This is a genomic window from Weissella viridescens, assembly GCF_001437355.1.
GTDB lineage: Bacteria > Bacillota > Bacilli > Lactobacillales > Lactobacillaceae > Weissella > Weissella viridescens.
Window position 1 is genome coordinate 216,642 of sequence record NZ_JQBM01000002.1, and the last position, 23,491, is coordinate 240,132.

The 23,491-nt window shown below is 42.1% G+C and carries 22 protein-coding genes, 1 pseudogene and 1 other annotated feature; of the genes and pseudogenes, 18 read left to right on the forward strand and 5 right to left on the reverse strand.

The genetic code is table 11. The features are described 5' to 3' along the window. Positions 1 to 12 precede the first annotated feature (12 nt). The 8 genes from rplK (at position 13) to IV50_RS03745 (ending at position 7,136) form a co-directional block, all read left to right on the forward strand. A complete protein-coding gene (rplK, locus tag IV50_RS03710) occupies positions 13 to 438 on the forward strand; it encodes a 50S ribosomal protein L11 (RefSeq protein WP_057745270.1) in 426 nt (141 codons plus the stop codon). Between the two features lie 99 nt (positions 439 to 537). After that, complete coding sequence (gene rplA / locus IV50_RS03715; protein ID WP_057745273.1) at positions 538 to 1,230, forward strand: 50S ribosomal protein L1; 693 nt, start codon at positions 538 to 540, stop codon at positions 1,228 to 1,230. A gap of 72 nt (positions 1,231 to 1,302) precedes the next feature. Next, positions 1,303 to 1,430: a sequence feature (ribosomal protein L10 leader region), on the forward strand. 24 nt (positions 1,431 to 1,454) lie between these two features. Beyond that, the gene (rplJ, locus tag IV50_RS03720; protein WP_057745276.1) at positions 1,455 to 1,961 is read left to right on the forward strand and encodes a 50S ribosomal protein L10; all 507 of its coding nucleotides are present in this window, start codon (positions 1,455 to 1,457) and stop codon (positions 1,959 to 1,961) included. A gap of 92 nt (positions 1,962 to 2,053) precedes the next feature. Continuing rightward, entirely contained in the window at positions 2,054 to 2,422 is a 369-nt protein-coding gene (gene rplL, locus IV50_RS03725) for a 50S ribosomal protein L7/L12 (RefSeq protein ID WP_057745279.1), read from the forward strand. 243 nt (positions 2,423 to 2,665) lie between these two features. Continuing rightward, positions 2,666 to 3,403 (forward strand): metal ABC transporter ATP-binding protein, encoded by a 738-nt coding sequence (locus IV50_RS03730; protein WP_057745282.1) that lies wholly within the window; start codon positions 2,666 to 2,668, stop codon positions 3,401 to 3,403. A gap of 1 nt (position 3,404) precedes the next feature. Then, complete coding sequence (locus IV50_RS03735; protein ID WP_057745285.1) at positions 3,405 to 4,259, forward strand: metal ABC transporter permease; 855 nt, start codon at positions 3,405 to 3,407, stop codon at positions 4,257 to 4,259. Beyond that, the gene (locus tag IV50_RS03740) at positions 4,252 to 5,211 is read left to right on the forward strand and encodes a metal ABC transporter solute-binding protein, Zn/Mn family (RefSeq protein ID WP_057745288.1); all 960 of its coding nucleotides are present in this window, start codon (positions 4,252 to 4,254) and stop codon (positions 5,209 to 5,211) included. Before IV50_RS03735 ends, IV50_RS03740 begins: the two co-directional genes overlap by 8 nt. 239 nt (positions 5,212 to 5,450) lie before the next feature. Next, entirely contained in the window at positions 5,451 to 7,136 is a 1,686-nt protein-coding gene (locus IV50_RS03745) for an NAD(P)/FAD-dependent oxidoreductase (protein ID WP_057745291.1), read from the forward strand. A gap of 137 nt (positions 7,137 to 7,273) precedes the next feature. Here IV50_RS03745 and IV50_RS03750 read toward each other — a convergent pair whose 3' ends face one another. Next, positions 7,274 to 7,876 (reverse strand): TrmH family RNA methyltransferase, encoded by a 603-nt coding sequence (locus IV50_RS03750; RefSeq protein WP_057745294.1) that lies wholly within the window; start codon positions 7,874 to 7,876, stop codon positions 7,274 to 7,276. A 251-nt stretch (positions 7,877 to 8,127) separates the two neighbouring features. Between IV50_RS03750 and IV50_RS03755 the strand changes: the two genes are divergently transcribed. The 9 genes and pseudogenes from IV50_RS03755 (at position 8,128) to IV50_RS03795 (ending at position 17,949) form a co-directional block, all read left to right on the forward strand. Next, positions 8,128 to 8,970, forward strand: coding sequence for an energy-coupling factor ABC transporter ATP-binding protein (locus IV50_RS03755; RefSeq protein WP_057745297.1), 843 nt, complete (start codon positions 8,128 to 8,130; stop codon positions 8,968 to 8,970). After that, positions 8,946 to 9,809 carry an energy-coupling factor transporter ATPase gene (locus tag IV50_RS03760; protein WP_057745300.1) on the forward strand — a complete coding sequence of 288 codons (864 nt, stop codon included), beginning with the start codon at positions 8,946 to 8,948 and terminating at the stop codon, positions 9,807 to 9,809. The genes IV50_RS03755 and IV50_RS03760 overlap by 25 nt, the downstream gene beginning before the upstream one ends. After that, positions 9,802 to 10,599 carry an energy-coupling factor transporter transmembrane component T family protein gene (locus IV50_RS03765; RefSeq protein WP_057745302.1) on the forward strand — a complete coding sequence of 266 codons (798 nt, stop codon included), beginning with the start codon at positions 9,802 to 9,804 and terminating at the stop codon, positions 10,597 to 10,599. Before IV50_RS03760 ends, IV50_RS03765 begins: the two co-directional genes overlap by 8 nt. A 26-nt stretch (positions 10,600 to 10,625) precedes the next feature. Then, positions 10,626 to 11,375 (forward strand): tRNA pseudouridine(38-40) synthase TruA, encoded by a 750-nt coding sequence (gene truA, locus IV50_RS03770; RefSeq protein ID WP_057745305.1) that lies wholly within the window; start codon positions 10,626 to 10,628, stop codon positions 11,373 to 11,375. Positions 11,376 to 11,541: 166 nt separating this feature from the next. Then, positions 11,542 to 11,985 carry a 50S ribosomal protein L13 gene (rplM, locus tag IV50_RS03775; RefSeq protein ID WP_057745308.1) on the forward strand — a complete coding sequence of 148 codons (444 nt, stop codon included), beginning with the start codon at positions 11,542 to 11,544 and terminating at the stop codon, positions 11,983 to 11,985. Positions 11,986 to 12,009: 24 nt separating this feature from the next. After that, positions 12,010 to 12,402: a 30S ribosomal protein S9 gene (gene rpsI / locus IV50_RS03780; RefSeq protein WP_057745311.1), complete on the forward strand. Its 393-nt coding sequence runs from the start codon at positions 12,010 to 12,012 to the stop codon at positions 12,400 to 12,402. A 144-nt stretch (positions 12,403 to 12,546) separates the two neighbouring features. After that, positions 12,547 to 14,640, forward strand: a complete 2,094-nt coding sequence (locus IV50_RS03785) for a PHP domain-containing protein (RefSeq protein ID WP_057745314.1) — start codon at positions 12,547 to 12,549, stop codon at positions 14,638 to 14,640. Between the two features lie 96 nt (positions 14,641 to 14,736). After that, a pseudogene (locus tag IV50_RS03790) lies at positions 14,737 to 15,345 on the forward strand (ABC transporter ATP-binding protein); the annotation flags it as partial. A gap of 3 nt (positions 15,346 to 15,348) precedes the next feature. Continuing rightward, positions 15,349 to 17,949, forward strand: a complete 2,601-nt coding sequence (locus tag IV50_RS03795; protein ID WP_057745316.1) for an ABC transporter permease — start codon at positions 15,349 to 15,351, stop codon at positions 17,947 to 17,949. A 253-nt stretch (positions 17,950 to 18,202) separates the two neighbouring features. On the opposite strand, the gene IV50_RS03800 is transcribed toward IV50_RS03795, so the two are convergent. Continuing rightward, positions 18,203 to 19,024: a LysR family transcriptional regulator gene (locus tag IV50_RS03800; RefSeq protein ID WP_057745319.1), complete on the reverse strand. Its 822-nt coding sequence runs from the start codon at positions 19,022 to 19,024 to the stop codon at positions 18,203 to 18,205. Positions 19,025 to 19,157: 133 nt separating this feature from the next. Here IV50_RS03800 and IV50_RS03805 point away from each other — a divergent pair, with 133 nt between their 5' ends. Further along, positions 19,158 to 20,159 carry a YeiH family protein gene (locus tag IV50_RS03805; RefSeq protein WP_057745321.1) on the forward strand — a complete coding sequence of 334 codons (1,002 nt, stop codon included), beginning with the start codon at positions 19,158 to 19,160 and terminating at the stop codon, positions 20,157 to 20,159. A gap of 45 nt (positions 20,160 to 20,204) precedes the next feature. Here IV50_RS03805 and IV50_RS03810 read toward each other — a convergent pair whose 3' ends face one another. The 3 genes from IV50_RS03810 to IV50_RS07985 all read right to left on the reverse strand — a co-directional run. Then, positions 20,205 to 20,744: a GNAT family N-acetyltransferase gene (locus IV50_RS03810; RefSeq protein ID WP_057745325.1), complete on the reverse strand. Its 540-nt coding sequence runs from the start codon at positions 20,742 to 20,744 to the stop codon at positions 20,205 to 20,207. Between the two features lie 363 nt (positions 20,745 to 21,107). Next, on the reverse strand, positions 21,108 to 22,487 hold the full coding sequence (locus IV50_RS03815) for a gluconate:H+ symporter (RefSeq protein ID WP_057745328.1): 1,380 nt from the start codon (positions 22,485 to 22,487) through the stop codon (positions 21,108 to 21,110). Between the two features lie 139 nt (positions 22,488 to 22,626). Next, the coding region (locus tag IV50_RS07985) for a peptidoglycan amidohydrolase family protein (RefSeq protein WP_236697694.1) at positions 22,627 to 23,491 on the reverse strand (865 nt) is incomplete at its 5' end.

Consider the following 23,491-nt stretch of genomic DNA (forward strand, 5'->3'; position numbering starts at 1 on the left):
GAGGAAACAATCGTGGCTAAGAAAGTTTCAAGTATTGTTAAGTTGCAGATTCCAGCCGGTAAGGCTACACCTGCACCACCAGTTGGACCTGCATTGGGTCAAGCCGGTGTTAACATCATGGGATTCGCAAAGGAATTTAACGCACGTACTGCTGATCAAGACGGTATGCTAATTCCAGTAGTTATTACTGTATATGAGGATCGTTCATTCGAGTTCGTCACTAAGACGCCACCTGCAGCTGTATTGCTAAAGAAGGCCGCTGGTGTTGAAAAGGGTTCTGGAGAACCTAACACGAAGAAGGTCGCTACAGTTACTGCTGCTCAAGTTCGTGAGATTGCGGAAACTAAGATGCAAGATCTAAACGCGGCTGATGTGGAAGCAGCAGCTCGCATGATCGAAGGTACTGCACGTTCAATGGGCTTCACTGTTGAAGGCTAATCTAGCGTTTTAGTACGGATCGCATAGGAAACTAAGCATGATCAAGCGGGAGGTCTTGGACGACCATTTGACCGCATTTGCAAGGAGGAATAGCTACCCATGGCTAAGAAGTATGGTAAAAAGTATATCGCAGCTGCAGAAAAGGTTGATAGTGACAAGTTGTACTCTATCGACGAAGCAGCCGCTTTGGTAAAAGATATTGATTTTGCTAAGTTTGATGCAACTGTTGAAATTGCATTTAACTTAAACGTTGATACGCGTCAAGCTGATCAACAATTACGTGGTGCCGTTGTTTTGCCTAACGGTACTGGTAAGGACCAAACTGTTGTGGTCTTTGCTCAAGGAGATAAGGCTAAAGAAGCTGAAGCAGCTGGTGCCGACGTTGTTGGTGCTGCTGATTTGGTACAACGCATTTCTGACGGTTGGTTGGACTTTGACGTTGCCATTGCTACACCTGACATGATGGCGCAAGTTGGTCGTGTTGGACGTACATTGGGACCTAAGGGCTTGATGCCTAACCCTAAGACTGGAACTGTTACATTTGACGTGGCTAAGGCCGTTTCTGACGCTAAGTCAGGTCAAGTAACATACCGTACAGACCGTGACGGAAACGTTGCAGTTCCTGCCGGTAAGGTTTCATTCGATGCTGACAAGTTAGCTGGAAACCTTAAGGCTTTGGGAGACCTAATCCTTAAGGCACGTCCTTCATCAGTTAAGGGAACATACGTACAACACGTATCAATTTCTTCAACATTTGGACCTGCTATCAACATCGACCCAACTTCATTGTAATTTATTAGTTTCTAATAAATTTTAAGTTGGTTGTTTGTTGACGCTTCCTTGGATAACTGTTATAGTAATCTGAGTAATCAATAGATTCTACCTAAGACGCAGGTGTCGTAAGACTTAATATCCAGCCGAGGAAGTGCAAAAAACGCGAAAGCGACTTTTGACCCTCGGTACAATTGTGCCGAGGGTTTTAGTTAGGATCAAATCTAAATAGGAGGAATGATACCATGAGTGAAGCAACTATTGCTTTAAAAGCACAACAAGTTGAAGAAGCTGCTGACAAGTTCAAGCAAGCCGCTTCAGCCATTGTTGTTGACGTACGTGGATTAACTGTTGCTGAGTCAACAGAACTACGTTCAGCTTTGCGCCAAGAAGGTGTACAACTACAAGTTATCAAGAACAAGGTTTTGACTCGTGCAGCCGATGCTGCCGGTCTTTCTGACTTGAATGATTTGTTTGCTGGACCTTCAGCTGTCGCATTCTCAAACGAAGACCCTATTGCCCCTGCTCGTATTTTGAAGAAGTATTCTGATTCAATCGAAGCATTGGAAATCAAGGGTGGTGTGGTTGACGGACATGTTGTTTCTGTTGAAGAAATCAACAAGTACGCTTCATTGCCAGACCGCGATGGTTTGCTATCAATGTTGTTGTCAACATTGCAAGCACCTATCCGTAACGTCGCTTACGCTATTAACGCTGTTAAGGACGCTAAGGAAGAAACAGAAGAAGCTTAATTCGTTAAGTTTTGCCTGTTAATCCGTGAGTTTACTCACACAACATAAACTAAAACATACCGGAAGGTACAATATAATTGGAGGATTTTATCATGGCTTTTGATAAGGATTCAATCATTGCTTCATTGAAGGAAGCAACGATTATGGACTTGGCTGACTTGGTTTCAGCTATCGAAGAAGAATTTGGTGTTTCAGCTGCTGCCCCTGTAGCCGCTGCTGGTGCTGCTGGTGGAGACGCCGCTGCTGCTAAGACTGAATTTGATGTTGAATTGACTTCAGCTGGTTCAGCTAAGATCAAGGTTATCAAGGCAGTTCGTGAAGCAACTGGCTTGGGCTTGAAGGAAGCTAAGGACTTGGTTGATGGTGCACCATCAATCGTTAAGGAAGGTTTGTCAGAAGATGACGCCAACGCCTTGAAGTCACAAATCGAAGAAGCTGGTGGAGCTGCAGAATTGAAGTAATTCTGTTTCCATTAACTTTAAAAAACAGTACTCTCCGGAGTGCTGTTTTTTTTATGCCAAAATTGCATAATATATGGCTGGATAAGGCTTCAGAATCCCGTTCTGACACATAATTGAAACAACATTACATTTATTTTTCAATCAATGAAAAAGGATTGTTCTTCGTGCCTAAGTTTGTTAAATTATTCAAGTAGCAAAATAAAAAAAGTTTTATCACCGATAAAACTATTTTTGGAGGATATAATGTTAGAAGTCAAAAATTTGACCGTCGGATATACATCAACGCCGGTTTTTGAAGATTTATCAGTTAAGTTTGAACCTGGTAAAATTACAGGAATTATCGGGCCAAACGGTGCGGGTAAATCAACCTTGATTAAGTCAATTCTAGGGCTAATCAAGAAGCAAGCTGGTGATGTGAAATTAGATGGGCAAGAAGTAAGCAAGGTACGTCAAAAGACGGCTTATGTTGAACAACGTGCCAACTTAGATATGAGCTTTCCTATCAACGTTTTTGACGTGGTTTTAACAGGGACCTATGGTCGGTTAGGATTATTCAAAAGCCCTGGTGCGAAAGAAAAGGCTGCTGCAAGTGATGCCTTAGAACAATTGAAGCTATCTGAATTTAAGAAACGCCAAATTGGTGAATTATCTGGTGGACAATTACAACGTGTCTTCGTTGCCCGTGCTGTCGTGCAAGAAGCAGAAGTGGTTATTTTGGATGAACCTTTCGTTGGAATCGATATGAAGTCAGAAGCTGACATCATGCGTATTTTAAAGTTGTGGCGTGATCAAGGTAAAACGATTATCGTCATTCACCACGACTTGAATAAAGTAACTGAATACTTTGATGATCTTGTCATCATGAACCACGGAATCGTTGCCGCTGGTCCAGTTGCTGACGTTTATACACGTGAAAACATTGGACATGCCTTCTCAGCTGATCTCGGAAATGTCCTATTTGAAGACAAGGGGGACGCTTAAGATGTTCGCAAGTATTACAGAATTCGTTTCAGCCTTAGGGCAATACAACTTCCTACAAAGTGCTTTGATGGCCTCAATCATGGTCGGAATTATGTCAGGACTCATTGGAAGTTTCATTATTTTACGCGGTATGTCATTGATGGGTGATGCCATTTCTCACTCAGTTCTACCTGGTGTGGCAGTTGCCTATATGCTTGGGATTAATCTTATGCTTGGTGCCACAGCATTTGGGGTATTAGCGGCACTATTAATTGGTTATGTTTCTCAACATAGTAAGTTGAAGAACGATACATCAATCGGAATCGTCTTCTCTGCATTCTTTGCTTTGGGATTCATTTTGATTTCAATGGCTGGTTCATCAACTAATTTGCACCACATTCTTTTTGGTAACGTCTTGGCCGTTTCGGACTCAGACTTGTTGACAACAGTGATTATTCTAGCAATTGTTGTGATTTTCGTTGTCTTCGCCTACAAGGAACTGTTAGTGACATCTTTTGATGAAACATTTGCTAAGTCATATGGTTTGAACACAACAGTAATGCAATATGCGTTGATGATTGTGTTGACATTGGTTACAGTATCAGCGCTTCAAACTGTTGGGTTGATTTTGATTGTGGCAATGTTAATTACACCTGCGGCAACAGCCTTCTTATGGACTAACCGTTTATCAATCATGCTAGTCTTGGCGTCAATCTTTGGGGTGATTGCGTCAACTATTGGTCTTTATCTTTCATATACCTTTGACTGGGCATCTGGTCCAGCTATCGTCTTGGTTGCTGCGGCAATCTTTATGATTTCGTTTCTTATTGCACCAAAGCAAGGCTTTTTTCAAAAACTAGGGGGAAAACATGTTTAAGAAATTATTGGTAACTTTTGCTGCGCTGGCAGTTGTTGTTGGGGGTGTCTTTTGGTTTGTGAATGGACGTGATGCACAAACATCAAAGACAAATGACAAGTTAAAAGTTGTTACAACAAATTCAATCTTGGAAGATATGGTTGAACAAGTTGGTGGTGACGATGTTGAAGTTTACAGTATTGTTAGTCGTGGAACTGATCCACACGAATATGATCCGACGACTAAAGATATTCAAGCGACAACTGATGCGGATGTTATTTTCCATAACGGTTTGAATCTTGAAACTGGTGGTAGTGGTTGGTTTACTAAGTTGACGAAGACAGCTAACAAGAAGGACAACGAACAAGTCTTTGCTGCTTCACAACACGTTAAGCCATTGCACCTAACAACAAACAAAGATGAAGAAGATCCACACGCGTGGTTAGACCTACAAAACGGAATTAAGTATGTTGAAGAAATTACTGAAGTATTGAAAGACAAGTCTTCTGATGCTGCGGCAAAGCGTATTCAACAACGTGCTGATCAATATATCGATGAGCTTGATGCATTAGATACTGAAGCTAAGTCTAAGTTCAAGGACGTTCCTGAAAACCAACGTTTGTTGGTAACATCAGAAGGTGCCTTTAAGTATTTCTCTAAGGCTTACGGGATTACTCCAGCCTATATCTGGGAAATCAACACTGAGTCACAAGGAACACCAGAACAAATGAAGCAAGTCTTGGCTAAGGTTGATAAGTCAGATGTTAAGTCATTGTTCGTGGAAAGTTCAGTATCACCTAAGTCAATGGAAAAGGTTTCTAAGGAAACTGGTTTGCCAATTTACTCAAAGATTTATACGGATTCATTAGCCAAGAAGGGTACTGATGGAGACACGTATTATGACATGGTAAAGTGGAACATTGATCATATCCATGCTGGTATGAAGGGCGACAAAAAAGAAGCAACTGAATAAGTAATATGTAAAAAACGGATTGTGAAAACAATTCATTTTTTGTTTTGAAAATCAAATTTAAATGAGTTCCCGCATGCGGATTTAAGAGGAATATCCATCAAAAAGCTTGTCGTAATCAAAGATTGAAGGAGTTAGAACCTACCTTAAAGCATGCATAATCAACCTGTACAAATTGTGAAATTTGGTCTAAAATAGAGAGTGATTATAAAAAATGCACTTAATACTAAGGAGATTTTCATATGGCAACTAAAAATGTCGTTGTTGTAGGAGCCGGTTTTGCTGGTATCACTGCAACACGAAAGTTGGCAAAGCAATTAAAAGGGACTGATTACCAAATTGTTTTGATCGATAAGCATTCATTCATGACTTATATGACTGAATTACACGAAGTCGCTACTGGCCGTGTCCAACCTGAACACGTTCGTAAGGATTTGGGAACATTGTTCCACAATGACAAGAACGTTAAGTTGGTGACTGCTGAAGTAAGTGATATCGATAAGGATCAAAAGATTGTTAAGACATCTATTGGAGATGTGCCTTATGAGAAGCTTGTTTTGGCAACTGGTGGAACGACAAATACTTTCGGTACTCCTGGTGTTGAAGAATTTGGTTTCACACTTTGGTCATATGAAGAAGCACTTCGTTTACGCGAACACATCGAAGATGTTATTCGTCGTGGAGCCGTTGAATTAGATCCTGCTAAGCGTGCTGCAATGTTGCACATCGTTGTTGTTGGTTCTGGATTTACTGGTGCTGAATTAGCTGGTGAATTGATGGACCAACGTCACAGTTTGGCCCTTTCAAATGGTCTTGATGAAGACGAAATTAAGATTGATATCATCGAAGCTGCACCAACAATTTTGAACATGTTGACTAAGCGTGACTTGGCCGATAAGGCTGAAAAGCACTTTGAAGCGCACAATGTGCACATTTACAAGTCAACATCTGTTGTTGAAGTGAAGGAAAACGCAGCTGTTCTTAAGGATGGTACTGAAGTTCCTACACAAACTTTGATCTGGACTGCCGGTGTTAAGGCTAAGGATCAAGGGGCACAATGGGGACTTGACCTTGGACCTGGTGCTCGTTTCATGGCTGATGAATACTCTCGTGCCGTTGGTTACGAAGATATTTATGTTTCTGGTGATGCAGCTGCATACCAAGATCCAAAGCTTGCTGATCCAAACAACAAGCGTGCCGGATGGACACCACAAACGGTTGAAGGTGCAGAATCTGCTTCTAAAACTATCGTGCCTAACATTGTTTACGATTTGACACAAAAGGGTCAACGTAAGGAATTTAAGGGTCGTTACCAAGGTTATGCTGTTTCAATTGGTTCACGTTATGCCGTTGGTATCTTGTATCAAATCGGAAACTTCAAGATTGGTAAGTCTGGAATTGGTCTTTCAGGATTCTTCGCCAACATGTTCAAGCACGTGATTAACATTTACTTCTACTTGCAAATTCACAGCTTCTACTACTTGGGTCACTACCTACGTGATGAATTCTTCAACGCACCTGATGGTCGCGAACCATTCTTCGGTTGGGCATCACGTCACGCCAATGTTTTGTTCACACTACCATTGCGTATTGTCTTGGGGATTACTTGGATTACCTTTGGTTCAGCGTCAGTCTTTGCTGGTAGCTGGATTGGTGTTGTGATGGCCTTAATTGGTTGGTTCATGACCTTCGGATTGTTCACTTCAGTGGCCGGATTCGTGGGAATTGTGATGACCTTTGTACTTATGGCTATTACACGTTCAGACATTACATTGTTCTTGTTCGCCCCAGCTTCATTGGCTGTGATGAATGGTTCAGGTCGTGTCCTAGGTTTGGACTACTGGGTAATGCCTTGGTTGGAGCGTAAGTTAAACATTACACTTCACGGAAAGCAAAAGTCAGTTTATAACGACTACAACAAAAAGTAATTAAATTTTTGAACCGTTTCGGTCGGCCAAGTGTGGTCCCGAAGCGGTTTTTTCTATGTTTGCTAGGCCAGATGAATTTTTTCATCACATCACAATCAAGGCACAAAAAAACACGGCACAGGTGGCCGTGTTTTTGTTTATTCTTGGGGCATATGTTGGCTGGCATAAAAGGCAGCGATAATCCCGTTGGCAACACTGACGTTGACTGAACGGACGCTCCCGTATTGGGGGATGTAGACCATGGCATCGGCAGCTTCAATCAAGTCGTCCGCCAAACCGAGTTGCTCTTCACCGAAGAGGAAGGCTGACTTTTCAGGGAATTCCGTCTTATATAGTGATTGCGGATTGTAGCCTGGTGTATTGTCGACGGCGTAAATTGTATAGCCCTCGTCGTGCAATTGGTCGAACACCTCTTGATAGTCGGTCACACGGTGGTGCTCGATTGACTCGTAGTTTTGCGTACCAAGCGCTCCGCGACGATCCCACTTCTTGGCACCTTCAGGGTCGTCCATGTGGGTGCGGTTCTCAGGGTTCAAGAAAATGAGCTTACGCATGCCAAATGCATTACTGTTACGTACCGCTGAAGCCTTGTTAAAGTCGTGGCTTAGATTTTGCATAATCGCTACCATCTTGCCGCGACGTGAATTCAGCGTATCACGGATGTATTCGTCCGATTGTCCTTTAAAATAGTCGGTTACGTTCCGGTAATCGTTGGAACGGCTTAAATCAATATCACTCATTTGTTGTATTGTCCTTTGGTCTTAGTTTAATGAAAAGCAGGTTGTGGTGGATGGGCCTTGGTGGTCGGCCACGTTGTTAGCGCAAAATGATTCTTTCGTCGTCTTCCGCCGTGCTTTTTTCGTTAATTACTAGTATAGGGCATTCTATTGTCCAAATAAACACTCTTTTTATTAGGGAAAATAAGCCATTTGAATGAATATTTGGTATTATAATCTAATAGCACTTTATTCTGAAATGGAGGAACACCAGCATGCAACCGATTATTGAATTTAAAGATGTGTCATTCACATATCCCAATGCGGAAACACCTGCGTTAAATCATCTGAATTTAACGATTAATGCAGGCGATTGGGTGGCCATTATCGGACACAACGGTTCAGGTAAGTCGACGTTTGCCAAGCTGATTAATTATTTGCTTGTGCCAAACGCTGGAAGTATTACGGTTGATGGCGTTCCCGTTGATGAAGAACACATGTACACCGTTCGTGACTTGGTCGGGATGGTGTTTCAAAACCCTGATAATCAATTCGTGGGCGCGACGGTGGCAGACGATGTCGCCTTTGGGTTAGAAAATCGCCAAGTACCTCGTGACAAGATGGTTAAGATTGTACCGGAAGCTTTGAAACGTGTTCAGATGGATCAGTTTGCTGACCGTGAACCAGCACGTTTATCTGGTGGACAAAAGCAACGCGTAGCGATGGCATCCGTTTTGGCGATTGAACCAAAAATTTTGATTCTGGACGAAGCCACTTCAATGCTTGACCCTAAGGGGCGTCGTGAGATGATCCAGCTTGTTCGTGACTTGAAACAGGAAATGGGGGACGCACTAACGGTGCTCTCAATCACACATGACATTGATGAAGCAGCTAGCGCTGACCAAGTGGTGATTTTAAACGATGGTGAAATTAACGATGTTGATACACCAGAAGTGATTTTTTCTAATGCGGATCGCTTGAAGGAACTTGGTTTGGCGGTACCCTTTGCTGAGCAACTCAAAGAAAAATTAACAGCACGAGGTGTAAAGGTGCCTGATACGTATCAAACAACGGAAGGGATGGTCGATTGGATATGGCAATTACATTCAAAGATGTAGCATTTACCTATCAAGCTGGCACCCCCTTTGCAACGCCAGCTTTACATGATGTGAACTTTACAATTCCAGAACACAGTTTTACAGCAGTGATTGGGCATACTGGTTCTGGTAAGTCGACCATGGTGCAACAATTGGATGGACTGGCGTTACCAACATCAGGCTCAATTCAAATTGGCGACACGACGATGGATGCGGAAACGGACAAGAAGACGTTGAACCAGATTCGCCGTCACATTGGGATGGTTTTTCAATTTCCAGAAGCCCAGTTGTTTGAGCAAAGTGTGATTGCAGACGTGATGTTCGGACCGATGAACTACGGCATGAGCAAGAGTGACGCCGAAGATGCCGCGAAGAAAGCCTTACAACTCGTCGGAATGCCCGAAAGCAGTTATGACAAATCACCGTTTGACCTATCTGGCGGGCAAATGCGCCGGGTTGCGATTGCGGGTGTGATTGCGATGGAACCTGAGATCCTAGTGTTGGATGAACCAACGGCTGGACTAGATCCGGAAGGTCAGCAGGAATTGATGACATTATTTGCGACCTTGCAAAAGGAACACAACCTCACTGTTATTTTGATTACGCACCAAATGGAGTTTGTCGGCGAATACGCCGATAACGTATTGGTCTTTGACGGTGGAACCGTTGTGAAATCTGGAACACCAGAAGCTGTCTTTGCAGATAGTGACTGGCTACGCGAACGTCAGCTAGATGTACCAGCAGCCACACAATTTGCGGATATGTTGCAAGCCAAAGGGCTACCCATTGAGCACGTGCTTGACTTAGACCATTTGGCAGATCAAGTCGTTAGCTTGATTGGAGGACCGACCCATGAATAAACTGATTTTAGGGCGTTACCTACCTGGTGATTCGTGGGTTCATCGTTTAGATGCACGAACGAAGTTCATCTTAAGTATGGTTTTCATTTTCGTGATTTTCATGGCGAACAATGTTTTCGGTTATCTATTTGCGGCAGCATTTGTCGGATTGAGCATCTACATGACTGGCTTAGGTATTAAAGTTTTCTTTGATGGCTTGAAACCACTGGCGATGTTGATGTTCATCACGACCTTGTTGCAGTTATTCTTTATGAATACTGGAACCGTGCTATTCCATTGGTGGATTTTCACGATTACCACTGACGGGGTCATTAATAGTGTGGTTGTGTTTGTACGTTTCATGTTAATTATCATGTTTACAACAATTTTGACCTTAACCACACCGCCATTGGAAGTTGCCGATGCAATGGAGTCATTGATGAAACCATTGCGTAAGATTGGCGTACCGGTGTCTGAATTGGCCCTTATGGTGTCGATTGCGCTCCGTTTCGTGCCAACCTTGATGGATGAAGCGGAATCAATTATGAACGCGCAGCGCGCCCGTGGGGTGGCTTTCAACGAGGGTGGCTTAATCAAACGTGCCAAATCATATATTCCACTGCTCATCCCACTCTTTGTGAACGCGATTAAGCGCGCCATTGAGTTGGGGGATGCCATGGAAGCTCGAGGTTATCGTGATGGGGAGCATCGGACCAAGTTCCGCGTTCTGCAATTCACTAAAATTGACGGAGTCGCGTTTGTGGCTTTCCTTATTTTTACAATTGGCTTATACGCTACACGCTTTATTTAAAACTACAGAAGAAGGAGGGCAATCGGATGCCACGTTACAAAGCAACCATTGCCTATGACGGAACCGAGTTCTTCGGCTGGCAAGTACAGCCGGGAAAGCGGACCGTGCAATTAGAGCTTGAAAAGGCCGTCAATACGATGGCGAAGAATCCAGCAGAACCCATTCGTGTGCAAGGGTCTGGTCGGACGGATGCACGTGTGCATGCGCAAGGGCAGGTCGCGAACTTTGACTTGCCGTTCGACATTCCTGCGGATAACGTCCGCAAGGGACTTTCAACGATTTTGCCTTACGACATTGGTATAAAAAAAGTCGAAATTGTGGATGATGATTTTCATGCACAATTCAATGCCCACGATAAAACGTATCGTTATCGTTTATCGACGACGCAATATGTTGATCCGTTCAAACGAAACTACACAGGGCATTGGGGCCGTAAATTGGATCCAAGTTTGATGCAGCAAGCCATCGGTGATTATGTTGGTGAGCATGACTGGCTAAGCTTTGTTGCCTCAGGTTTTCAACAAAAGACTACCGTTCGGACGGTATACTCTGCTACAATGATTGAGAAACCGGAAGACGACGAGATTTGGTTTGAATTCACTGGAAATGGCTTCTTATACAATCAAATTCGGATTATGGTAGGCGTATTGTTGGAGATTGGGAATGGTTCCCGGCCCGTGGATGACATTCCACGTTTGCTTGAAGCAAAGGATCGGCAACAGGCGCGTTTCACTGCTCCGGCACAAGGTTTGTACTTGATGTCAGTGGAGTATTAAGAATTCATGAATTCAGGACAAATTGTGGCATTTACATTGACTACTTACGCAAATAAGGGTAATATGTAAAACGGTATTGTTTACCAACCACAATTGGGAATGTCCTGGTACGACGATTTTAATTATTTGGTAAAGTAAACAAACAGAATATTGGAGGAAATTTTCCATGCGTACAACTTATATGGCAAAGCCTAATGAGATCGATCGCAAGTGGTACATCTTAGACGCAACTGATGTACCTTTGGGTCGTTTGTCAACCGTAGCAGCATCAATCTTGCGCGGTAAGAACAAGCCAACTTACACACCTAACGTAGACACTGGTGACAACGTAATTATCATTAATGCTGGTAAGGTTGCCCTTACTGGTAAGAAAGCTACTGACAAGATCTACTACCACCACACGAACCATCCTGGTGGATTGAAGGAACGTCAAGCTGGAGATTTGCGTGAAAAGAACCCACAACGTTTGATTGAACTTTCAGTTCAAGGAATGTTGCCAAAGAACACTTTGGGACGCGCACAAGGTTTGAAGTTGCACGTGTTTGCTGGTGAAGAACACACACACGCTGCACAACAACCTGAATTGTTGAACATCAACGATCTTATCTAATTAACGAAAGGAGAATAGTTTATTATGGCTAACGTACAATATTACGGAACTGGTCGTCGTAAGAACTCTGTAGCCCGTGTACGCCTTGTACCTGGTAACGGAACAATTACTGTTAACGATCGTCCTGCTGAAGAATACATTCCTTTCGCTAACTTGCGTGAGGTTATGGTTCAACCATTCAACGCTACTGAAACATTGGGACAATACGATGTTAAGGTTAACGTTAACGGTGGTGGTTTCTCTGGTCAAGCCGGTGCAATCCGTCACGGTATCGCCCGTGCCCTATTGACTGTTGACCCTGACTTCCGTCCTGCATTGAAGTCAGCTGGTTTGCTTACACGTGACCCTCGTATGAAGGAACGTAAGAAGCCAGGTTTGAAGAAGGCCCGTAAGGCTTCACAATTCTCAAAGCGTTAATATTTATTTATTTTCGTTGCCAGAATTGGCACAACCTATTCAAATTAAAAACGACATGACTCGTATGAGTCGTGTCGTTTTTTTGTGGATATAAAATTGATGAAGTATGGTGTAATATATGTTATAAAAATGGAGTTGAATGAAATGAATCAGAATATATATCAAGTAGATTTTCATCTACACACCTTACCGAGTGAAGAATTAGATAGAGATTTTTCATTTAGCATGAATTGGCTAAAAAAATATGTAGAGACATTGAATTTAGATGGAATCGCGATTACAAATCATGATTTTTTAAATCTCGAAAATTATAATGAAATTGTTGAAGAATTGGGAAGCGACATTAAAGTTTTTCCTGGTGCAGAGGTGAAATTAAAAGGTGTTCATTTATTAGTTATTGCTGCCCCGGAAGATGCAGAATATTTATCTGAAGGATTAGTTAAACTTAAACAAATAAAAAATTTAAAAGGCAGATTACCTGCAGAGGAAGATTTTATTGAAGCGATACCAAGATGGAAGGATTTTATTTTAATTCCTGATTCGGCAAAATCAAAAAAATATACTTCAGATAGTGAAAATAGTCAACTTCAAGAAAAGTTCATTGCTGGTGATATGGGAAGTGCTAAAGCATTTAATAAGCAAAAAAAATTAAGTGAAGGATTAACACCTGTTCTCTTTGGAGATCTTCATGCAACGGATTATAATGATAAAAATGATTATTCATTAGTTAAGACAACATATATAAAAAGTAGTTCACTTGAAATTCCAATCTTGAAATTGGCGTTACTTAATAAAAAGAATGTTTCTATAGTGAAAAATCCAAGTGACCGAATAAATGAAGCACAATTTATGATACACGGGAAAGTTATTTCTGGATCGGATAGTGAAAATTTAATTATTGGGAAACGGGGTTCAGGAAAAACCCACTTTATAAATGATTTAAAGAAAAGCAATTCTAATAAGATTTTATATATAAAGCAAGGTGAACTTGTTAAAGATAGTACTGAGAAAGAGTTTTATGATGGGTTAAAAAATAGTAATCAGAAGATCACTGAAGAGTTTATGGATAAATACAAACCTGTTTTTAGTGAAGCTTTCAAATTGTTAGCAGACAAAAGTACACCAGGTCAATCAATCAATTATTTACAGTCAATTAAAGAATTTGCTCTTCAAAGTAATGAAACTGATGAAGCTTCAAAAGTTCCTTTATTTTCATCTCCAGAAATTTCTCATAAGATTCCTGTTGGATTGAAGGGGATAGTGGATTCACTTAATCAGCTGCTAAAAGTAAAAAATGAAACGTATAAAAATATAATTTCTAACTACATAGATGAAACTGATTTAGAGGAGTTAACTAATATATTTAGAGCTGAGAGGAGAATGCATACTAAACAAAGAGAAATTTCTAAAATAGCTGATGATATCAGACGCTCCGTAAGAAACGAACTAGATAAAGTTTCATCCCAAACGATACCTGATCCTGATAACTTTAATTTGTTAGGTTGGTTTGGACATTCTAAGAGAATAGCATTACTGGATGAATATTTGAAAAATGAGGTTGTGAGACCCCATGAAATTTATAAAGTTAAAGTTGGAAACTATTTCACGTTGAAAATTTCGGCAAGACCATTTGAAAATGCAAGTGAATTTTTAGAGCAAATGGGCAGAAATGAGTCTGTGCAAGAAGAATTTACAAACTATTATCTTAATAAAAAATATTGGGACTTTTTAGAAGCAATCAGTAATAAAAATTTCTTTTCTAAGGCAAAGATTTGGCAATATTTTCTCAAAGTAGAGTATGAATTGTTAAATCAAAATAAGCAGATGGCGTCTGGTGGCGAAAGAGCGGAATATGCACTTTTGAATAGGTTGGAGGATGCACACAACTATGAACTCGTTTTAATTGATGAACCTGAGGCATCTTTTGATAATCCTTTCCTTACAAATCAATTGCTGCCAATGATTAATCAAATATCTCAACATGCAACTGTTTTTGTAATAACACACAGTAGCTCTGTAGGTGCATTAATGCACCCGAACTATATCTACATTACTAAGCTTTTAAATAAAGATTATAATATATTCAGTGGATGGTTTGAAACTGGGGAAGTGATGAATATTAATACGGGTGATACAGAGAGTCTATATGATAATTTAATTGAACTAATGGAGTCCGGAAATGAGCACTGGGACGAGAAGGGAATACTATATGAAAATCTTAAAAAAATCAGAAGATAATAATAAGGGATTATTTTTAAATTCAGAAAATCAATATCAAGATATACTTCAAATAGATAATAACGAATTGCTTAATTTGGCCAATCGTTTATATGAGAAGGTGAATTAACCATTATTGTTGGGGCGTCTGGAGCGGGTAAGTCAACCTTGTTAAATATCCTTGGGGGAATGGATTCAAATACCCATGGGAAGGTCATTGTCGACGGGACCGATATTTCAGATTACAATGAACGCCAACGCACAACGTTCCGGCGTAAGGAAATTGGATTTGTGTTCCAATTCTATAACTTGATTGAAAACCTTACAGCGCAAGAAAACGTGGAAATGGCATCACAATTGGTGGATAACCCATTAGATGCTACGGAAGCGCTCCGTCAAGTGAGCTTGGATAAGCGTAAGGATAATTTCCCTGCGCAAATGTCTGGCGGAGAGCAGCAACGTGTATCAATTGCCCGTGCTATGGCAAAGAACCCAGGTCTCTTACTAGCTGATGAACCAACGGGAGCTTTGGATTATCACACTGGTAAGCAAGTGCTACAAGTCTTCCAAGACTATGTACGTGAAACTGGTAAGAATGCGATTATCGTGACCCATAATGGGATGATTAAGCCTATGGCAGATCATGTCATTGAGATTTTTGACGGTAAGGTCAAGTCAGATACACGCAATCCAAACCCAACCCCAATTGAAGATTTGGAGTGGTAAGCCATGAAAAATATCTTAAACCTAAACATCTGGCGTGAGATTAAAGACTCAAAAGGGCGTTTCTTCTCAATTATGGGATTGATTGCCTTAGCGGTCTTTGTCTTCGTCGGATTGAAAGCAACAAGTCCGGACATGCGGAATGCTGTGCGGAAGGACTATGTCCAACAGAATTTAGCAGATGCAAAAATTAATACGCCTGGGACGCAAGGGTTCACCAAGCATGAACAGGATGTGATTAAGCAGCAGAAGTATGTTGACCGCACTGAATACGGTTACCAAGCTGATGCAAAAATTCATGGCAAGCAAATGGCGATGCAAGTCATTTCTAAGCCAGATCAATTAAGTAAGATGGAAGTGAAGTCGGGGCATTTGCCTAAGCACGCCAATGAAATTGCCTTGGGTGAACAACTCAAGGGGCAATATAAAATTGGCGATACCATCACGCTGACCGATAACCATGATAAGCAGCTCAGCACTTTGCAAGGCAAGACGTTCAAGGTGACTGGTTTTGTCCGTTCAGCCCAATATATGAAGAAACAAAACATGGGTTCAACGGTCATGGCTGATGGTAAAATTAATGCCTTTGGGGTGCTGCCGGATCAAGCCTTTACTGGGCAACCAAATGTGGTGCAAGTTAGTTATAAGAATGTCTCTGGCCCAGCTTATTCAGATAAGTATGAGAATCAAGCGCGTCAAGATACAGACAAACTCCAAAAGAAGTTAAATACCTTATCAGCTGATCGTCGAGCTGATATGCAGAAAAACATCGACCAGCAACTTAGCTTGGCGCAAGCAAAGCAACAAGAAGCGCAACAAGCTGTGCAGGCGGCGCAAGGCACACCAATGGTTGCCCAGGCTCAAGCTGCTTTAACTGAAGTCGATGCAAAAATGAATGAAGCTAAGCAAGCCAAGGCGAATGTCCAACAACTCAAGTACACGGCACAAACGCGACAAGGCTTTAGTGGCGGATACAGCGAATTTGGTAGTGACGCGGATCGTGTGGCAGAGCTATCAAACACGTTCCCCATCTTCTTCTTTGCTGTGGCGTTGATGGTGAGTTTCGTGACGATGCAACGTATGGCTGACGTGAAGCGAACTGAAGTCGGAACATTGCGCGCTCTGGGATATACGCATATCCAAGCGATGCGTGAATTCATCGTGTATAGCATCTTGGTCGCAACGGCCGGAACCATTGTTGGAACATTAGTTGGTTTGACCGTCTTGCCTGACCGGATTTTCCAGGCGTTTGGCTCGACCTTCTACACGAATGGGGTGTCATATGGCATAACATGGTGGCCAATTATTGTGTCATACGGATTAGCATTATTGAGTACGGTTTTCCCAGCCGTTTATACAACGTATGCGGACATGCGTGAGCAAGCCGCGACGCAAATGTTGCCTAAGCCTCCGGCCAATGGAAAGCGTATCCTGCTCGAACGTTGGACGTGGTTATGGTCAAAGTTGTCATTCTTCAATAAGGTGCCCCTACGTAACTTATTCAGTTATAAGATACGGATGTGGATGACGATTCTTGGTGTGGCAGGAAGTATTGCCCTTTTGATTACAGGATTCGGTATTCGCGATTCTTTGAATAAGATTGTCCCTTTGCAATATAACCAATTGGTGCACTATGACGTAACGGGTGTTTATAATCCAGACGCTAGTTCCACAGATCGGCAGGCTTATCAAAAGTCGGTTGATGAGGATCGGAATGTTAAGGGGGAGACCAAAGTGCATATGGACAATGCGCAGGTTAACGTAAAGGGCTTGCAAGACAAGCAAGCGGTACAAGTGTTGGTACCGCAGGATACCAAGCAATTTAAGTCATACCTCACACTACGTGATTATAAGACGAAAAAGGCTTTGCATTTGAATAATGATGAAGCCGTGGTGACGGAGAAACTAGCCAAGATTAAGGGCTTAAAGGTCGGTGATACCATTCGACTTGACGATGCAACGGGGCAAGGTCATCGTGTCAAGATTGGTGCCATTGCAGAGATGTATGCGGGGCATACAATTGTGATGAACAAGGCTTACTATCATAAGGTGTATGATTCAAAGCCGACTGCCAACGCAACCTTGATTCGTTTGAATGATTCATCAACCAAGGCGATGCGCGATATGTCGGTGAAGTTGAACAAAGAAAAGGCTGCGGTGACAACAATTCAGTCAGGTTCAATCCGTAATGATATTAATACGGTTTTGAACAGTTTGAATCAAGTCGTCTTAGTAATTATTGTAGCGGCAGCCCTGCTTGCCTTTACAGTGCTTTACACATTAACCAACATTAATGTGTCAGAGCGGATCAAGGAACTATCAACATTGAAGGTTCTAGGGTTCTATCCAAAGGAAGTGCTCGAATATATCTATCGTGAGACTGCTGCGCTAACATTGGCAGGGATTGTCTTAGGGTATGCATTTGGCTATGCCGTACATGCATACTTGATGTCAGTGGTCATGCCAGAAAATACGATGAGTGCCCCTGGGGTTACGGTATTAAACTTAGCGGTTTCAACGTTAATGATTGTGTTTTTTGCCTTAATTGTTTTGTGGTTAATGGCACGCAAGATTAATCGTGTGGATATGCTTGGTGCATTGAAATAAAAAAGCATACAAAAAAGCCTGGCGGGAAGAAGTGCCAGGCTTTTTCGTATTCAAAATATGTGAACAATTTGTTGGGAAACAAATTTTTTCGTAGGAGACATAGATGAGTAGGCTCTTATCTACGTCTATTATATTAACGCGTTGCATCATTTGAAACCATGCTACTTTTTTTGCGATTTTTAAAAGAAACGCAAAACATTGGGTGAGGCATTGTGATGATAGTAATTGGAATTCACAAACTTATTTGAAAAAATTACTTAAAAGCCTGCACATGTTGTTTAATCCGATTGATGAGCGCGAGAACGAGTGGATCACTTTCAGTGCCATGATTAAGCACATAAAAATTACGATTGAATTCGGGGCCGAGTAATTCATATGGAACGCTATCGTCGACAAAGCGCGATGAAATGATGGATTGGCCCAGTCCCGCTTTGAGTTGAGCGACAATCATATCATTATTATCCATCTCTAAAACATTTTGTGGTTGTATGTGCATCAGTTCTAAATATTCATGGGTGAAGTGATTGATACCAGATCCAGCTTCGCGCATTAACCAGACGGGGCTTGCAAAATCACCTGCATGCACGAGATGGTCATCGGCTAGTTGGAAACTGGCAATGCATTGGTCGCTTAATGGCTTTTCGATAATGCCAATCTGAATTTTATGTTGCAGCATACCATCGAATACCTGTTCAGAATTCAGCATCCGCACACTCAAATCGACTTGGTCGAGGTAATCAGCTAATAAGTTCACGACTTGCGGGAGTAAGGTGGTCGCCGCCGAATGCGAAGCCCCAATGACCACCTGTGTGCGTTGTTGGGCCACATGACTTAAACTCTGTTTTGTTGTCCGCCATTCAGCTAACATTTGTTGTGCCTGCGGATAAAATTGGTCGGCCACGGCAGTTGGCATGACACGCTTATTCTCACGGATGAATAGTTCAGCTTGTAATTCGTGCTCCAATTTTTGAATGTGCGTTGTCACGGTTGGTTGCGAAATAAACAGTTGTTCGGCTGCTTGAGTGAAATTACGGGTTTCATAAACGGTTAGGAATGTTTGTAGTAAGTTAAACATGGGCAGGCCACCTCGTTTCATATGCGTTCATCATCTATTATAAAACATAATCAGTTCGATTATATCTATTAATTTAACTTATCGTTGTTTTTACCGTACAATAAAACATGTAGAAAACGAGAGGAGTTTGGGGATGTTTAAAATAAGTCGAGAGATGTGGCGCGGAATCATTTTAACCTTTGGCGTGGCAATTATTGCGAAAGCTTTAGCGCCATTCTTGCCCGCCTTGGGTGGCGAGACATTGGCTATGTTTATTGGCCTACTATTGGGGAATACCATCTTTAGTAATGATCGCTGGAGTAGCGGAGTGAAATGGTCTGAGAAGTATCCAATTGAAGTGGGGATTGCGTTATTAGGGGTAACGTTAACCTTAGGCACAATTGCTTCATTAAAGTTGCAAGGTTTGTTATTTATTATTGCGATTATGATTTTAACCATTACCTTTGTGATGTGGATTGGTCAGAAGCTTTTCAAAGTGGACCAACAATCAGCAATGTTAATGGCTGCTGGAAACGCAGTATGTGGGTCGAGTGCCATTGCGTCAGTGGCGCCAGCGATTCATGCCGATGATGATAAGCGTCGTACGGCAGTCGCCACCGTATCTTTGTCCGGGACGGCTTTACTGCTTGTCTTACCTTTAATTGCACCAAGCCTGATGCATCACAACGATATGTTGATGGGGGCGTTAATTGGTGGAACGGTTCAATCAGTGGGGCAAGTGGTTGGAACAGCGGCGTTGATTAACCAGGATGTCGTAACGTATGCGACCTTGTTTAAGATGTTGCGGGTTATTCTGCTATCAGTCGTTGTGATTTACATGACGCACGTTGTGGTGCGTTCTGAGGGAGCTGATGCCAGTGTGACTACGGCTAAGCCCAAGTTTAAGCTACCTTGGTTTGTGACGGTGTTCTTGGTGGCAGTTGTGATTAACACTGTTTTCCCATTCCCAACGATGATTAATCATTTCGGGCATGAGGCATCAAGCTTCTTGGGTGTGGTTAACTTGGCTGGAATCGGGTTGAACTTAAAATGGCAAACGATTCGGAAGTCAGGGGTTCGATACGTGGGATATGGGTTGGTCACAATCATCTTCCAGATTGTGGTTGCCACAGCTTTAATTTATTTAATTTGGTAATGAAAAAAGCGCGTTATGATTAAGTTCATAACGTGCTTTTCTGTTTTAATTTGGATTATGCAAAATCGTAAAGTGTTCAATAATCTCTTCATCAAGGACGGGGTTGTACATATGATGAATCGTGCGTTCGTAGTAGAAACCTTGTTTTTCCTGGGCGCGTTTAGATTGTTCATTGCCATCTTTATAACCGCACCAAATATCGGTTAGGTGTAGTGTATTGAAGCCATAATCAATGACAGCAGCGATGGCTTCAGGGACAAGACCCTGTCCCCAGAACGGTTCGCCAAGCCAATAACTGATTTCTGCTTGGTGAGCTGTCATGAAGTCTTTGGCGTTGCCTTCGTCAACGAGTTCGAGCCCGACGAGGCCAATGACATCGTCAGGGTTTGACTTAAGTGTGATGGCGAAGATATGAGGGCTCATGAAGTAGTTTTCAATATAGAAGCGGGATTCAGCCTCGCTTTGATGAACAGGCCAACCAGCGATGGGGCCAATCTTTGGATTACTGGCATAGTGGTAGACGCTCGCAGCGTCAGATGTCTTGAAGTGACGTAGCGTTAAGCGATCTGTGTTTAAAGTTGTCATGGTTAAATCTCCTTTATTTTGTATATATGTGTGACAATCAAAAATGAAAAGGACTAACCAAGGAAGTGGTGCAAAAAAAGAGCATGTACGCGTCGACATGCTCTTTCTTTATCGCTTTGGTAAGCAGAAAGAACGTAGACCCATTTAAATAACGTACACCAAACACACATTGTGTTTAAAATGCTTTCTAGATTAGTCTAAAAAATTACGCTACTTAAAATAAAGGTCCACCTTTCTGCTGATTTGGGTTTTCTGCTTAGATATGAATATTAACATGGCAATGTAACAGCGTCAAATAAAAAGCCCCACGCACAAGGCGCAGGGCTTTTTTGAATGTTAGTTTGAACAAATGTAATGTGGTACTTAGATAAGTAGCATTGTCATTGCAATAATAACAAGCAAACCAGTAATTGAAATCACAGTTTCAAGCACAGTCCAGATTTGGAATGTTTGCTTGATTGAGATATCGAAGAATTCTTGGAAAATCCAGAATCCAGCATCGTTCACGTGTGAGGCAACCAATGAACCTGAACCAATTGCCAAGGCAACAAGTACAGCCATCATTGGGTTGCTTTGTGACGCAACGATTGACACCATGATACCTGCAGCAGTCATACCAGCAACAGTGGCAGAACCAACTGAAACACGAAGAACGGCTGTAACAGCCCATGCAAAGAGGATAATCATGATTGGAGACATTGATCCGTTGGCTGAGAACATCTTAGCCACGTGATCAGAGAATCCAGAAGTGACAAGGACACCACGAAGGGCACCACCACCACCAACGATCAATAGAATGCCGGCAACCGCGTTTGTGGCTTCAGCCATAGACACGTTAACTTGCTTCATTGAGCGCTTTTGCCAAATTCCCATTGAGAAGATCGCAAAAATAAGTGAAACTGTCATGGCAACCGCAGGGTTAGCCATAAAGTCGATAACAGAATCCATCATTGATGGGTTCTTAGGTGTCACACCACCAGTAAAGACCATCTTATAAACTGTCGCAATAATCATGAAGATTAGTGGGAAGATTGATGTCAAAACTGACAAACCGAATGAAGGTGTATCCTTCAAATCGTATTCCTTAACTTCACCAACAGCAGGCAAACTTTCCTTCTTTTGGAAGGCATCAGGAGCGTACTTTTGGGCCAACTTAGTGAACAAAGGTCCACCAACAACGGCAGTGATGATGGCAACAATCAAACCAAGAATCAACATCATACCAATGTTAGCACCCAAAGCTGTGGCAACAGCAGTTGGGACTGGCTGTGGTGGCAAGAAACCTTGCGCAGATGATAGCGCCGCTGTCATTGGGATTCCAAGATAAAGTAGTGGCACGTCTGCTTCTTTCGCAACGGCAAAGACAATTGGAATCAACAAGATCATACCAACACCGAAAATCATTGAGATTCCGATGATGAATGAGGCAATCAAAACGGCCCATTGTAGGCGCTTAACACCAAACCAGTCGATTAGGGTACGGGCGATACGGTATGAACCACCTGCATCGGCAACCAAACGACCAATCATCCCACCAAAGATAAAGATAACTGAGTTGGTTCCCAAGATGTTTCCCACACCTTGATCTCCAAGAACAGCACTTGGGATATCCATTGGGTTCATTCCAAGCAAAAGTGCTAGAACAAACGCCGTAATAATAAGTGCAACGAATGTATTAAGTTTGAACTTAACAATCAACACTAGCAAAAGCAAAATTGCTAGCGCTAACATAAGAAATTCCATGTTTTCTCCTCCAAATTTAAACTAACATCCTTTATTTTACACTCTTGTTTCGTGTTGAACTTCACAAGTAGGTAACATTTAAACTGTTTTTAATAAAAAAAGCCTAGCTGCTTGGCAGTTAGGCTTTGATTTAATGCAATTATAGACGTGGCGCACGATAAATCGTGGCATAGTATAATCCAGAATTGGCAAATGTTTGGTTGTAGTTTGTTTCAGAGATACCGTTATCGGCATAGTTACAGTGAATAATCTTATCACTACTTGTAAAGATACCTGTGTGACCACCAGCACCAAGCGTTGTACCTCGCTTACCCCAGATGAAGATATCACCACGTTGTGGCTTAGTTCCTGCAGGGAGAGCAGTCCAACCTTGTGCTTCAAGATCAACGAAGAGGGTCTCAGTATTACCAATCATGGTATAACTTGGCATCAAACCAGCTTGCTTCAAAGCCAAGTAAACGGCACTTGAACAGTCATATGAGTTAGGGCCAAGACGTTGATACATTGAGTAATCAACTTTACCCTTACGTGCTTGGAACCAGCTAATGGCAACTTCGAGCATTTGAGCATTTGTGTTTGTAGCCAAACCATTTGAACCGAAGTAAATGTTCTTGCCGCTGATGCGTACGTATTGGTTACGGACTTGTTTGAAGTCACTGCCGTAGTATTCTAAAACAAGTGCGCCATTTGAACGTGTGAACCAACGTTCTCCTGTAACAGCTTTACCGTTGCTACCAAGATAGTATGCAGAGGTATTGTTGTCAATTGCATAGTAAGCGTTGCGCATTTGCTTCATGGTTTGGTTGTTGTAAGCTTCAACTTGCTTACGACCCTTAGCGTCAGTAAATTGGCGCACACCACGGATGGCCTTACCATCATTACCCAAGAAGTAAGCAGAACGATTACCATCAATGTTGTAATAGGCGTTACGCATTTGCTTCATAGTCTGGTTGTTGTAGGCTTCAACTTGCTTACGACCCAAAAGGTTAGTAAATTGACGAATA